13 protein-coding genes are annotated in these 13,685 nt (G+C 40.8%); 7 read left to right on the top strand and 6 right to left on the bottom strand.

All coding sequences use genetic code 11. The annotated features are described in order from the left end of the window. Window positions 1-17: 17 nt before the first annotated feature. From ACXAFK_RS04825 to rlmB, 6 genes are all read left to right on the top strand, one after another. Entirely contained in the window at window positions 18-1,655 is a 1,638-nt protein-coding gene (locus ACXAFK_RS04825; protein WP_474956991.1) for a SusD/RagB family nutrient-binding outer membrane lipoprotein, read from the top strand. Between the two features lie 11 nt (window positions 1,656-1,666). Next, window positions 1,667-3,004 (top strand): hypothetical protein, encoded by a 1,338-nt coding sequence (locus ACXAFK_RS04820; protein ID WP_293293891.1) that lies wholly within the window; start codon window positions 1,667-1,669, stop codon window positions 3,002-3,004. A gap of 76 nt (window positions 3,005-3,080) precedes the next feature. Then, window positions 3,081-4,424, top strand: a complete 1,344-nt coding sequence (locus tag ACXAFK_RS04815; RefSeq protein WP_474956990.1) for an aryl-sulfate sulfotransferase — start codon at window positions 3,081-3,083, stop codon at window positions 4,422-4,424. After that, a complete protein-coding gene (locus ACXAFK_RS04810; protein ID WP_474956989.1) occupies window positions 4,424-5,164 on the top strand; it encodes a hypothetical protein in 741 nt (246 codons plus the stop codon). Before ACXAFK_RS04815 ends, ACXAFK_RS04810 begins: the two co-directional genes overlap by 1 nt. Continuing rightward, window positions 5,161-5,937: a hypothetical protein gene (locus ACXAFK_RS04805; protein WP_224837415.1), complete on the top strand. Its 777-nt coding sequence runs from the start codon at window positions 5,161-5,163 to the stop codon at window positions 5,935-5,937. Before ACXAFK_RS04810 ends, ACXAFK_RS04805 begins: the two co-directional genes overlap by 4 nt. Before the next feature lie 16 nt (window positions 5,938-5,953). Further along, window positions 5,954-6,691: a 23S rRNA (guanosine(2251)-2'-O)-methyltransferase RlmB gene (gene rlmB / locus ACXAFK_RS04800; RefSeq protein WP_224837414.1), complete on the top strand. Its 738-nt coding sequence runs from the start codon at window positions 5,954-5,956 to the stop codon at window positions 6,689-6,691. Window positions 6,692-6,694: 3 nt separating this feature from the next. On the opposite strand, the gene ACXAFK_RS04795 is transcribed toward rlmB, so the two are convergent. Next, window positions 6,695-7,420, bottom strand: a complete 726-nt coding sequence (locus tag ACXAFK_RS04795; RefSeq protein ID WP_474956988.1) for a rhomboid family intramembrane serine protease — start codon at window positions 7,418-7,420, stop codon at window positions 6,695-6,697. 109 nt (window positions 7,421-7,529) lie between these two features. Between ACXAFK_RS04795 and ACXAFK_RS04790 the strand changes: the two genes are divergently transcribed. Continuing rightward, the gene (locus ACXAFK_RS04790; protein WP_474958153.1) at window positions 7,530-8,807 is read left to right on the top strand and encodes a replication-associated recombination protein A; all 1,278 of its coding nucleotides are present in this window, start codon (window positions 7,530-7,532) and stop codon (window positions 8,805-8,807) included. On the opposite strand, the gene ACXAFK_RS04785 is transcribed toward ACXAFK_RS04790, so the two are convergent. From ACXAFK_RS04785 to ACXAFK_RS04765, 5 genes are all read right to left on the bottom strand, one after another. Then, the gene (locus ACXAFK_RS04785; protein ID WP_474956987.1) at window positions 8,804-9,649 is read right to left on the bottom strand and encodes a hypothetical protein; all 846 of its coding nucleotides are present in this window, start codon (window positions 9,647-9,649) and stop codon (window positions 8,804-8,806) included. The two genes, ACXAFK_RS04790 and ACXAFK_RS04785, sit on opposite strands and share 4 nt — an antisense overlap. 13 nt (window positions 9,650-9,662) lie before the next feature. Continuing rightward, window positions 9,663-11,045 carry a DUF5723 family protein gene (locus ACXAFK_RS04780; protein WP_474956986.1) on the bottom strand — a complete coding sequence of 461 codons (1,383 nt, stop codon included), beginning with the start codon at window positions 11,043-11,045 and terminating at the stop codon, window positions 9,663-9,665. Between the two features lie 71 nt (window positions 11,046-11,116). Continuing rightward, on the bottom strand, window positions 11,117-11,668 hold the full coding sequence (locus ACXAFK_RS04775) for a hypothetical protein (protein WP_474956985.1): 552 nt from the start codon (window positions 11,666-11,668) through the stop codon (window positions 11,117-11,119). A gap of 36 nt (window positions 11,669-11,704) precedes the next feature. Beyond that, window positions 11,705-12,394 (bottom strand): YjjG family noncanonical pyrimidine nucleotidase, encoded by a 690-nt coding sequence (locus ACXAFK_RS04770; protein ID WP_474956984.1) that lies wholly within the window; start codon window positions 12,392-12,394, stop codon window positions 11,705-11,707. After that, window positions 12,387-13,682, bottom strand: coding sequence for a polysaccharide deacetylase family protein (locus ACXAFK_RS04765; protein WP_474956983.1), 1,296 nt, complete (start codon window positions 13,680-13,682; stop codon window positions 12,387-12,389). Before ACXAFK_RS04765 ends, ACXAFK_RS04770 begins: the two co-directional genes overlap by 8 nt. Window positions 13,683-13,685 lie beyond the last annotated feature (3 nt).

The raw sequence follows: 13,685 nt of genomic DNA, 5'->3' as shown, positions 1-13,685 counted from the left end.
TAGAAAAAAATTGAATCATGAAAAAAATAACAAAATACTTTGGTTTTGCTCTAATGACCGCCACATTGCTCTTCTCGTGTGAGACAGTAGAATTGGACATTAGTGAAAACCCTAATCAACTCACCCCGAGTCAGGCGAATCCTGATTTCTATTTGAACGCCCTTCAAGAAACTTTTGCTCGTGTAGTGGAGGAACTTGGCGAGAATGGCGCAGAGGTGACAAGAATAGAGAATATGAATGGTAGAAATTACCAGAACAACTATTCTCCATCATCTTTCGATACGGCTTGGGAAAGAGCGTATCAAGAGGTAATAAAGAACATTCGCGACATGAATGTTCTGGCCGAAGAAGCTGAATTGACCTACCATATTGGAATGGGCCAATTCATAGAGGCTTACACAATTACCCTTTTGGTGGATTATTTTGGAGATGTACCTTATACAGAGGCCATCGCAGCTCCAGAGATCCTTAATCCACAAGTTGATGGCGGAGCAGATATTTATGCAGCTGCATTGGCCTTGGTAGACCAAGCCATTTCTAGCTTCAATGCGACACCATCTGCATTGCCTCAATACGATTTCTTTTATGACGGGGATGCCAGCCAATGGATCAAGGCCTGTAACACTTTAAAATTAAGGTTACACCTAAATCTAGGCAACACAGCTGCATTCAACTCAATAATCAGTAGTGGAAATTACATTCAAAGTACAGAAGATGACCTACAATTCCAGTGGGGCGCCAACCAGGTACAACCAGATACAAGGCATCCAAACTATTCGCAAAACTACTCCAACGAAGGTGGTGGCGACTATGCTTCCATTTGGTTGATGGATATGATGGATACCACAGGTGACCCTAGGATCAGATATTACTTCTATCGTCAGAGCGAAACTGTACCTGGTGCTCCAGGTGTAGCCCCTAACGAAGAAACCTTGGCATGTTCCCTTACAAGTGCTCCTGCACATTATGTAAATGGAGGATACCCATACTGTTCTTTGCCTAATGGCTACTGGGGAAGAAATCACGGTAACGATGAAGGTATTCCACCAGATGGTCTTTTAAGGACTTCTCCTGGTGTTTACCCACAAGCAGGTAAGTATGATGACAGTTCGTTCTCTGAAATTTCATTAGTTACAGGTGGACAAGGGGCAGGTGTAACACCAATGCTTTTGGCCTCTACGGTTGACTTTTGGAGAGCTGAGTTGGCCATGGCAACAAGCCCAGAGGCAGCAAGACCGTTTATGATTTCCGGTATCGAAAAATCTATTGCCAAGGTTCAAACCTTTGGTAGCTTAGACCCAGATGCCGACCTTTCTGTTGGCCCAACCGCACTCGAGATCAACGACTTTGTTTTGAACAGAGGAGCTGCTTTCGATGAAGCAGAGGGAACCGACAAATGGAACGTATTAGCGGAACAATTCTTTACTGCATTAAAAGGAAACGGCCATGATGCCTATAACTTTTATAGAAGAACAGGATTCCCTGATAACCTTGAGCCAAACATAGAGCCAGATCCAGGAGCATTCATCCGATCTTTCTTCTATCCTGCAAATGCTGCTAGTAACAATCAGTTTATAGTACAGAAATCAGGTGTTGCGAGCCAAGTATTCTGGGATACAAACCCTGCATCTCCAGCATTTCCACCTGCTAACTAAAAAAAATAACGATGAAAAAAATCAGTTTATATCTAATTTGTATTTCCCTACTCGCGCTCAATTTCTCTTGTGATACCGACGAAAAAGTAGTGGATCAGGTTTTGGAAACCTACACCTCCGGAGCCGTATTAAGAACCCTGGAAACAGTTCCAGATGACGAAGATGAAGCATTTGATATGTTCAGGACGGAAAACTCTTTTTCTGTTACGGTTGAAGAACAAGACGAAACCGAAGGCGAACTTATCGACCGTGTTGACCTTACCGTTGACTATGTGGACAACAACAAGGACGACAACGATGTCAGTGTATCCGGTGTTGCCTATAGCACTATTCCGGCATCTGCTTTTACAGTAGGTGACAGAGGATTGCCAAGCACCAGCTTTTCATTCACCATGGAAGAGGCTTTGACCACTTTGAACATTCCATTGACCGAAGTTCTACCTGGAGATAGAATCATTATGAATCTTGAACTATTCTTCACCGATGGTAGGTCTTTTAAAGCCAGTGATGCTGCCGTAACGGTAACAGGAGGCTCGTTCTTTAGCTCACCTTTCCTGTATTCCCTATTGATCGATGATGGTATTGCTTTCGATTATGAAGTAACCACAAGCGACGAAATAGATCTATCCGAAGGTGCTGTAGTCGAAGATTATGAAGCATCCATCAGCATTGATGATGCCAGTGAAGGAAGCCTTTTAGAAACATTGAATATTTACAGGACTTTCAGGGACTTGACCATTGGTGACGACAATGTAAATCTTTCTGAAGAAGAGGCACTTTTCGAAACTTATGCCATTGCAGACCTTGATTTGGTAGATGGGGCTAGAACTCTGGACATCTCTTATACTATCGAAGAACTTTTAGGTGAGGACTTGGAACTATCCGATCTTGCTGTAGGTGACGATATTAAACTAAGATACGAGATAATTACTACGGACGGTAGAATTGTTACCACCGATGAGAATGATACCGAGTACTTCTTTAGCATATCGACTTCTCAGTGCGTTCAATTGAATGCCGATGGTCCATATGCCGGTGACTACATTATCAACATGGCCGATAGCTACGGGGACGGATGGAACGGTGGATTCCTGACCGTTACTTTGGACGGCGAGGAAGTTCCTGGATCTCCTTTCAGGGTCGAAACAGGTTCCGAAGCCACAGGTGAATTCACAGTACCGGAAGGCGCCACTTCTTTGACCGTGGTCTATACCAGTTTGGAATGGGACGATGAAAACACTTTCACCATTCTAGACCCTAATGGTAAAAAAGCAGCCGTGGGATCGTTCCCTCGCACCAATGGCCAAGGACCAATAGAATATCCTATAGAACTAAAAGTTTGTGAATAATTTTTTTGAATATAGTTCCTAATTACTTCAAAGGTCACTTTAATCGGTGGCCTTTGTCTTTTTCTTATATTGTAGCATGAAACCTAACAAACTCATTTATACTTTACTCCTCTTTCTTTTAATTTATTCTTGTGATAATAATTCAACCACCGAGGATGTATTACCTGATGAGGAACAGCAAGACAATACGGACGATGGACCGGACAATAACGATGACCCCGATCAGGACAATGGCAATGCACCTACTTATGAAAAGGCCGGTGAAGTAGAAATATTAAACTCCGATCTTATAGATCAAAATCCTGTATTGATCAATGATGCAGGAAACAATTTGGTCTATTTAATGAACAAAAAAGGGGAAATCATATTCGATTGGAACATTAATAACGGTAATCTGGGCAACGATTGTTTTATAGAGAGCAACGGCAAACTGCTGGCCATGCTCGAATCCGAGGAAACTTTGATAGCGCTAGGTGGGCAAGGTGGCAAAATAGAACTTTTGGACAAAGAGGGCAATGTGGAATGGCAGTTCACATATTCATCCGAAGATTATATTCTACACCACGATGCCGAACGAATGCCCAACGGAAACGTGCTACTTATGGTATGGGAAAAATTATCAGCTTCCAATGCGTTAGCAATCGGGTACAAACAAGAAATTGATATTTATCCAGATGCCATAATTGAAGTCGACCCAACCAACAACGAAATCGTATGGGAATGGCACATGTGGGACCATCTTGTTCAGGATTACGACGAAAATCTACCGTATTATGGTAGTATTTCAGAAAATCCGCATTTAATAGACATCAACTACAATCAACTCGAAAATGGAGATGTAAGCCACGCAAACGGCATTGAATACGACGCCACCAACGATATTATCTACCTCAGTGTTAACTTTTATCACGAAATTTGGGCAATCGATCATAGCACCACTACAGAGGAAGCCTCCTCGCACGAAGGTGGAAATTATAATATGGGAGGTGACCTGATCTATCGATTTGGAAACCCGGAGGCCTATGGAGATTTTGAATCCAAAAGGATGTTTAACAACAACCACCATCCCAATCTTATCGAAGACAATACAATGTTTGTTTTTGGAAACGGCTCCGACCAGCTTCAATCTACTGTTTTTGAGATTGAAATACCCGAAACCTTTAAAAACCAAAATAACGAATTCAATGAACCCTCAATCCTCTGGAGTTTTACGGACCCAGAATTGTTTTCCCCGAAAGTATCCGGTGCAGTTACACTGCCCAATGGCAATATTCTGATTACCGAAGGAGATTTCGGTGTCTGGGAAGTTACACGGGATAAAGAAGTGGTCTGGAAATTTTCAGGTGACGGTTTCTATTGGAGAACCTACAGCTATACAGAGAACGAACTTATATCGAATGACATACTAAACCCTAATTAATGAAATATTCAATTTTTACCGTATTTATCGCATTAACTTTTAACGGATTTGCACAACTGTCCTCCGCTCCCACCACCGAACAGGGAATGTTCGACGCAGCAAGAGGAGGAAGTCCCCAATTGAACCTGGTAATGATGGAGCTAAGAAACAAGAAAAGTTCCTTTAATGAAAACTCCAATATTTTGGGCTCTCCGTACTACACCAAAAACTTTGTCCGAAGCAAAGTTTTTTATGATGGTGAATTTACAGGCGAATTTATGGTTCGCTACAATGCGTTCAACAACGAGTTCGAAATAAAGGAAAGTGCCCAAGGGGACAAACCGTTAAAATCTTTTTTACCGGACAAAAAAATAGAAGTGCTCTATGGTAGCAAAATGATGAAGTTCTCCACCTTTATCAACAGGAAAAAAGAAACTAAAAACGGCTACTTGGCAACCATTTGGGAAGGTGATAAATACAAGCTCTACCACAAACTATCCGTAAAGTTCACCGAAGGAAGGTCAGCCGTAAATTCCATGGTACAAAGTACACCGAGCAGATTTACCCATTTTTCAGAATATTATTTCCAAAAGAAAGGGGTAAACCGAATCGATGAGGTCGATACCCGTAAAGGAAAATTTTTGAAACTATTTACACCGGATCAAAGAAAAACAATAAACGAAATCTTAAAAACCGAAAAAACCGATTTAAACGACGAGAACGACTTAAAACTGTTTTTTCAAAAAATAGACACCTTATGAAACCTATAGTACTTATTCTTTTTTTAAGCACAACCTGTCTTGCTTTTGGGCAGGTTTTGGACACTAACGATGCATCGGTTCGTGCCGCACTTGGCAACGCGCAAGTAGAAGGAAGCCCATTGGCCAATTATTTTCAGAGAAGAACACCTGCAATGGACCAGCTAATGCGGGATGTAAAAAACAATGGTACAACACAGTCTTTCTATATAGGCGCCCAAGAAGGTTCCGCTTACGAAAACGAAAAATTCACCAATGGAAAAGTTTACAGTAAAGACGAACTTTTGGACGACGTTTATTTTAGGTACAATGCCTTTTCCGATGAATTGGAAGTAAAAAAGACCCAGTTGGAAGAAGAAGACTATCAGGCACTTATAAAGAGTAACGATATCTATATCATCTCCAATAGCGGCAAAAAGTATATCTACAACCAATTCTTCGATAAAAAAGGAGAGGTACAAAATGGCTATCTTATTCTTTTATCTGCCGGAGAAAAGGCATCTTTGTACAAACAATACGATGTTAAGTTTTTTGAAGGCAAAGAAGCTGAAAATTCCATGGTAAACCCTATACCCAGTAGATTTACACCATTTATTGGATATTATGTGCAAATGGAAGGATCGGATAAAATTGTAAAACTACCCACTAAAAAGAACAAACTTTTTAAGTTTTTAGAGGATAATATTGCAGGATTTGATGCAAAAAGCTTCAGAAAAAAAGACATCGATTTAGATACGGACCAAGGTCTTTTGATACTTTTTAACAATCTTTATTAAATCTGATCGATCACTATTGAAATCTGACCACACCATTTACGGCATACGGGCGATCCAAGAAGCGATTCATTCCGGAACCCCAATAAACAAAGTTTATCTACAAAAAGGATTACAGGGTGATCTTTTTACACAATTGGAGGAGGACATAAGAAGAAGCAAAATAAGTCATTCTTATGTCCCTCTTCAAAAATTGGACAAATTGGCACATGGCAATCACCAGGGAGCCGTGGCCAAAATTTCCCAAATAGCATTCCAAGATTTTGAATCTGTTGCAGAAGCCGTAATGGCAACCGAAAAATTACCGCTCTTCCTATTATTGGATCAAGTAACCGATGTACGCAATTTTGGAGCAATAATACGTACTGCAGAATGTACCGGTGTTCATGCGATCATAGTACCTACCTCCGGGTCCGCCCCTCTGAACGAGAATGCGATTAAAACATCTGCCGGGGCTGCTTTTAACATTCCCATTGCCAAAGTAGATCACTTAAAGGACGCTATTTTTTACCTACAGTCCTCGGGGGTTGTTGTCACCGGAGCCACGGAAAAAGCGGAACATGAGATCTATAGTTTGGATTTTAACCAACCTACGGCCATAATTATGGGCTCAGAGGAAAAAGGTATCTCCCCTTCCACTCTCAACATATTGGACCATAGGGCAAAACTACCTTTAATGGGCAAAATTGGCTCACTAAATGTGTCTGTTGCCTGTGGCGTTTTCCTTTACGAAGTAGTAAGGCAGCGAAATACGTAAGCATCAATCCTTATCGGACTCTTTGTAGTGGTATTTGATTTCCACTTTTTGGACAGGTTCATCTTCCTCAGATGATGCTATAAAATTGCCGTTTTCATCAAAATGTTGTAAAAATGGGTCGTCCTTCTCGTTGTAATCGTCCTTTTCCCAATCGTACTTTCGAACTTCGGGAACAGGTACTTTGGTAAAAAAGGCAAAAAACAATCCCGTTACAAAACCTGCCAAGTGCCCTTCCCACGAAATACCATCCTTTACCGGGAAAATATACCAGATCATACTGCCATAGATAAAAACAACCACTAAAGAAAGTGCAACCAAACGATAATTTTTGGCCAAAATGCCCTTAAAAAAGATAAAACTGGCCAATAAATAGATTACCCCGCTTGCACCAATATGGTACGATGGTCTAGCAATCGCCCACGTGAGAATACCCGAGACAAGCGTCCCCAAAAGCAATACCCGTAGTGCGGCACTATTATAAAAATAAAACAAGAAAGCCGTTAAGACCGCCAACGGAATGGTATTGTTGTACAAATGCGTAATGGACCCATGGATAAAAGGACTGAACACTACACCCTTTAACCCGGATAGCCTACGGGGGTATACCCCATACTCGTTAAGGTTGACGCCGAATTTGACCTCGACCCAAAAAACCACCCAAATGGCCAGAACGGCAAACAAGGGCACAAAAACCACCGAATTTGAAAATTTAAATGTATCCGCACTCATATTACCACAAAATCAAACATCCCGCCACAATCCTAAAATTATACAAATTGTCAGGCATACCATAAAATCCATTGATGAAAGACCATCAAAAATATTTTATTTTTACGCCATGAACGAACCTTTGGCAGAACGCATACGTCCTAAAACGTTAGAAGATTATATAAGTCAACAGCATTTGGTGGGCAAGCAAGGAGCATTGATCAACCAGATAAAAAACGGCGTTATTCCTTCTTTGATTTTTTGGGGACCTCCCGGAACGGGAAAAACCACCTTGGCCAATATTATTGCAACAGAAAGCCAAAGGCCATTTTACACATTGAGCGCTATCAGTAGCGGTGTTAAGGATGTTAGGGAAGTTATAGACAAAGCCAAACAGAGCGGTGGACTTTTTACGTCTAAAAATCCGATTCTTTTTATTGATGAAATCCATCGGTTTAGCAAATCGCAACAAGATTCGTTGCTTGGAGCGGTTGAAAAAGGCTGGGTCACTTTGATTGGTGCGACCACGGAAAACCCAAGCTTTGAAGTAATTCCTGCACTTTTATCACGGTGCCAGGTTTACGTATTGAACCCATTTGGCAAGGACGACCTTATCGCCTTGTTGGAACGTGCCATAAAAACTGATGCTCAACTTGCCAAAAAAGAAATAATCCTAAAGGAAACCGAAGCCCTCCTACGATTGTCGGGAGGTGATGGCAGAAAATTGCTGAACATTTTTGAATTGATCATAAATTCCGAAGCCAGCGACAAAATAGTCATCACCAACGAATTAGTGCAAAACAAAGTGCAAAAAAACACCGTGCTTTACGACAAGACCGGTGAACAGCATTACGATATAATTTCGGCATTTATTAAAAGTATTCGTGGGAGCGACCCAAATGCCGCCGTATATTGGTTGGCCCGAATGATCGAAGGTGGGGAGGACGTTAAATTTATTGCCCGTAGAATGGTAATACTAGCATCGGAGGATATAGGAAACGCCAATCCGACCGCCTTGGTACTTGCCAATACCACCTTCCAGTCCGTTACAACCATTGGTTACCCAGAAGCGAGACTTATTTTAGGACAATGTGCTGTTTACTTGGCAAGTTCGGCCAAAAGTAATGCCAGCTATATGGCCATCAACGAAGCACAACAAACGGTTCGCAAAACCGGTGACCTATCCGTGCCCATGGCCATTCGCAATGCCCCCACCAAATTAATGAAAGACCTTGGCTATGGCAAGGGTTATGACTATGCCCATAACCACGAAAACAACTTTGTGGATTTTGAATTTCTACCAGATGAAATAAAAGGCACTACCTTTTATAAGCCTGGCAATAATCCCAGGGAAAATGCCATGAAGGATTTTTTAAAGAAAAGGTGGAAGAACAAATATGATTATTAAAACTTGATGTTCAATTCTTTTTGGATTTTCTCCCCATTATCTGAATACTCCAATATCCATTTATCATTTTTCTTAAAAACCAATGCGTTGTTTCCGTTATAACTGGTCATAAAAACATTGTCCATGGATGTTTCTTCCAGTTTTAGCACCACTTTAGGACTACTGTCCACTAGCTGATACCCATTTCCTATGGCCTGTGCATACAAAACATTAGATGGGTCCGGAAGTTCTGTTTTCTCCACTACTGCCCTGGTGATATTACTTGACTTTGGCTCTATGGCCTTATAAACTTGCTCATCCATTGTGGATTTTTGCTCAACTACATACTTTGCCGGCTCTTCTTCCACGGTTTTAACATCGTCCTTAAAACTTATGGTTACCGGAGCTTCGTCCTGCACCTTCACTTTTGTTTTTGGAACATAGCTATAATTCATCCCAGAAAAGGAAACGAAGGCTTTTTGGATAGCATCCTTGTAGGATTCATTGAATTCTTTGATTCTACTCTTGCCCTCCATAGACCGGAATACTTCAACATTATTGCAATCTTTTAAGGTAATATTCAATTTTGTTGCAAACAAGGAAGAGCTATCTTCGATATCGGCCACCAGACCTAAACATCTTTCATTTGCCAAGTCCGAAGGCAGAGCGTCATCATATACGGCATTGAACCCGTTTTGCTCAAAATAATATTTGACCAACGTACTGGTCTGGTACTTGTTTACTGTTTTGTAGGCTTCAAATTTCTTGGGAACAATAATATATTTATAGTTGTTCAGTTGAGCATTTACAGCTCCGCTCACCCCCATTGCAAATAGCAATATGTACAATACTTTTGTTTTCATATAGATGGTATACTCAATTATCGTTCCAAGATATAATATTAAATCCGAACTGTAAAGAAGCATAGTGACTGTCGGCCATATTGGAATAACTGAGCAGATTGTCCGCCAAGACATAAAAATTTACCGGCCCCATTTGAAGACTAGTGCCCAGTCCAACATTTGTATAGGAATATTTGTCCATCGTATATGTTGCTTTTAAGGTAATCGCCCTTCCGAACCTTCTCTGGTAAAAACCCGTTAACGCCGGTTGAATACCTTTGGGTCTTTTGATCATGAACAATTGTCCGCCCAAGCTGTTCCTGTAATAATCCCGATTTACTCCTCCTCCGGGATTTACGGCACACCCACAATTATCGGACAGTGGGTTTCCCCCTTCTCCAAAATCGTAACGGATAGATCCGTACAGTTTTACAGGCCTCCATGAAATATATGCTTCCTGGTTTTCCCCATGTGGCAATGCTTCGTCTATCTCATCGATCAGGTCTTGCCATAAATCATTGTCCAGATTGTTTATATCATCCGGAAGAATGACCGAAATGCCATCGGTAACGGTACTTCCGCTAAAGGTATAGTTCCAAACATCTTTGGCGTTATAAATAAATCCTAAATCCAATATGCTGCCAGTGATGGTCGTCTGTTGATTTAGTTGGTGACTAAACCCAAAATCCAGTCCGAGACCAAGATTGCCCCCCAATAAAACACGTTTGGAAAACAACCGCTCCACATCTTTTCTTGTTGTTCCAGAATCTTCGTCCACAATATCATAAAACCCTTTTACACCGGCCGTTTGAAGCTGCATGTCGGCGTTAATGGCACTTTCAAAAATATTGTTGGTTCCTTGGGTGGTTACAAACGACCCTGAGTTTTTTATGGATTGAAACTGAAAAATACTCGAATAGAGCTTGCCCCTGATTCCCATGGTAAGATCGGAGTTCACTTTTCTGTTGATACCAAAATGAAAAACATTGACCATTTCTCCTCGAACGTTTAAATCACCCAGATCAAAACTTCGGCCAATATTTGTGCCTCCATTGCCTTCAAAGGCCAATATAGCTAGATCTTTGGGCCAATAAGAGATAACATCCATTTCCCCGTACATTCCAAAGGAATAATAATCGTCCGGCCTGTTTTTTCCTCGAAAACCAATGGTAAACCCCTCTATCTGGCTTGTTGAACCAAAATCGTCCCTATTGCCCATTACATCAAGCAATCGCTCTTGAACCTTTGTAGTGAAATCAACACCGTCATTGGCAAAAAGATCGTTTACGGTTACCCCACTGCTAGCTCCCTGAACCGATATGCCCGATATTACCGGAACTCCTACATGCCATTTTTGTGAGGTCTTTGCCCCTGGGTTTATCATTAAAGATTGGGGAATCTCATAAAAGTCGTACAACAACTGCTTGTTTTGGGCAAAAGTAGTTGCACAACAAAAAACAACGGCTGAAAAAATCTTGCATACCATTCTCATAGCAGCTCAAATTCAAATTCCGCCCCAGAACGTAAAATAACCTTTGGATCCTCGTTGGAAGATACACTAGTACTATCACTTAAATTATTACCGGATATCCGTAAACCCGAAGTATTGATAAGAACATCCAAACTTTTTCCTCCCGGTCCGTAATACACATCTCTGGTTATTATATCTGTTGTATTGGCCGGGACGTTAAAAACTTCTGTGTCCAAAACCTGACCATCTTCACTTAAAAAATCGATGGTAACCCGTAGTTGTTTGCTTGTTGTATTTTCCAATTCGTAAAGAATTGTCCCTTCCAACAAACGTTCCGAGACGTACTCTTCATTAAAAGCATCAAAATTTACTTCCTGAAAATAAAACGAATTAAAAGGACCTGCTTGATTTATAGAAGCTTCGTCCGATTCCAGATAAAAAATACCTGTGGACAAAGTCGGGGTAAGACTTAAATCTTCGATCTGATTAAAGTTTTGTTCTTCGGTACAAGAAACCAAGGTACACAGGCAAGCCGTTACCAAAGCAAGTAAATAGGGTAATTTTTTCATAGCCAAAAAATGGGGTATGCCACTTTTTAGATAACTCTATAATATGCTTTTTATTTCAATAAGATCGTTAATCATTCTACATTCACCGTGATTTGGATCATTATGAAAATTGTAGTGAAGCACTTGCATCCCCATGGCCTTTGCCCCCAAAATATCGGCTTCCAAGCTATCCCCAACCATAAGTGAATTTTCTGGTCTTACCTCGGCCAGGTCCAAAGCCAACTTAAAAATATGCGGATTCGGTTTTTTAACCCCTGCCATCTCCGAATCTATTACTTTCTCAAAAAAATGGTGTATGCTGCTCCCTTTCAACTTTTTGTTCTGCACTTCCTGAAACCCATTGGTAATAATGTGCAATCTGTATTTTGGAAATAGATATTCCAGAACGGTAAGCGTATTGGGCAATAGATGGGTAAACGATGACAAATGCGCAATATAATCGTGGGCCAGTGCATTGATCATATCATCGGAAATGGATATGTTCAGAACATCAAAAGTTTTTTTCAACCGTTGGTATCGCAACTCCGATTTACTTATATCATTTTTACGATACAAGGCCCACATTTGTAGGTTGATGGGGGCATAAATTTCCAAAAACCCATTTAAATCCACTTCTACTTTATGATGGTCAAGAATTTTGGCAAATGTAAGGGCCGAATTCCTCTCAAAATCCCATAGTGTGTGATCTAGATCAAAAAAAATATCGGTTACTTTATGTTCAAACATAATAGCGCTTTAACATGGCTTGATACAGTTCCATCCAATCCCATTGTTGTTTTCCACCCAGTAGTTCGTTGGAAAACACAAGGACAAATTCTCCCTTGACCTGTTTTACCATTCGGTACAAATTGTCCATTTTTTCAAATACCTCTTCCTTTTTCTTGAACTTGAGCAAGGCATAATCGTGCATGGCGAAGGGGTGTATTTTAATGGGCTGCCTCACCTCGGTGTTTATATCGTAAAAATAAAAAGGTGTGCAAGTGCCCGCCCTAAAACCTATTTCGTGTGTATAGCCCATAGAAAAATCGTCTGTAAATTCTGTTTCCACCAAGTTTCGGTATGTGGCCGGAACGTTGACTTTATTATAGCGGAGCCTGGCATAGTTGATGGGCCTATTGATCAAATTGCCCAACTGCTTCTTTTCTTCTTTAAGCACATTCTTGTCCAACGAGGATACAAAAGAGGTACTAAGGGAGACTGCACTATAATCCGCTACGGATTTTATTAGGTAACGGAACTTGTTATTGTTTGTGGATATGTTCTTATCGTGGGCCGAATGCTTGGCGAATTGAAAAAAGAACATGGTCTCGATCGGAAACCTTTTGTGTATTTCCACCAGTTCCAAAAAATTATCGTAAGGATCTTTTTTGATGCCCAATACAACGGAAATACGCTCCCAAACTTTTCTGAACTTGAAATTGCCCAAATCCAATAAGAGCCCTCCAATGGTTCTTGATGGCCCTCTAAGGGCGTAGGCATGGGAGGTGGTAACATTAATGATCGATGTAAACCGATACCCATTTTCCTTATTTTCCAATTCCGGAAAACGCTCTTTCAAAGCTTTGAACAGCTTGTATGCCCACAGATCTACCACTGGCAGTTCTAAAAAATTGTTTTGATAAGCAATACTTTCCTTTACGGGAAATCTGCCCACACTATCCTTTACATGAGGCAAATACTCTTCATACCTACTCAATAGAAAAAAACTTGCGGAAAAAATATCGAAAGGTACCGTGCTTTTATCTCCCGCCGAGAAAAAACAAGGTATGTCGTCCCAATCGGCGACCTTTATATCCAGATCATTAATGCCCTGTTCGAACAAAAGGTCGTTGCTTCGAATAAAAAACTCATTTTGCAACGGTTGTTTGGAATAGGTCATCTTGGGGCCGTTATGCTTTATAAAGTCTTCCACCTTTGTGGTAAAACCTATCTCCACTCCCAAGATCCTTTCAAAAATCTGTTTGGCAGTATATGTTAATCGGTTGGTTACCTTATGGGTAAATATCAATAACATGGG

The sequence above is a fragment of the Flagellimonas sp. ABD4_174 genome, from assembly GCF_056160185.1.
This window is presented reverse-complemented; position numbering and strand designations above follow the sequence as displayed.

Bases quoted from the DNA above. Each gene is read 5' to 3' on its own strand.
- ACXAFK_RS04775 (WP_474956985.1), bottom strand. From the start codon at position 11,668: ATGAAAAAATTACCCTATTTACTTGCTTTGGTAACGGCTTGCCTGTGT.
- ACXAFK_RS04770 (WP_474956984.1), bottom strand. From the start codon at position 12,394: ATGTTTGAACATAAAGTAACCGATATTTTTTTTGATCTAGATCACACA.
- ACXAFK_RS04810 (WP_474956989.1), top strand. From the start codon at position 4,424: ATGAAATATTCAATTTTTACCGTATTTATCGCATTAACTTTTAACGGA.
- ACXAFK_RS04825 (WP_474956991.1), top strand. From the start codon at position 18: ATGAAAAAAATAACAAAATACTTTGGTTTTGCTCTAATGACCGCCACA.
- ACXAFK_RS04820 (WP_293293891.1), top strand. From the start codon at position 1,667: ATGAAAAAAATCAGTTTATATCTAATTTGTATTTCCCTACTCGCGCTC.
- ACXAFK_RS04815 (WP_474956990.1), top strand. From the start codon at position 3,081: ATGAAACCTAACAAACTCATTTATACTTTACTCCTCTTTCTTTTAATT.
- ACXAFK_RS04795 (WP_474956988.1), bottom strand. From the start codon at position 7,420: ATGAGTGCGGATACATTTAAATTTTCAAATTCGGTGGTTTTTGTGCCC.
- ACXAFK_RS04765 (WP_474956983.1), bottom strand. From the start codon at position 13,682: ATGTTATTGATATTTACCCATAAGGTAACCAACCGATTAACATATACT.
- ACXAFK_RS04785 (WP_474956987.1), bottom strand. From the start codon at position 9,649: ATGAAAACAAAAGTATTGTACATATTGCTATTTGCAATGGGGGTGAGC.
- ACXAFK_RS04805 (WP_224837415.1), top strand. From the start codon at position 5,161: ATGAAACCTATAGTACTTATTCTTTTTTTAAGCACAACCTGTCTTGCT.
- ACXAFK_RS04790 (WP_474958153.1), top strand. From the start codon at position 7,530: ATGAACGAACCTTTGGCAGAACGCATACGTCCTAAAACGTTAGAAGAT.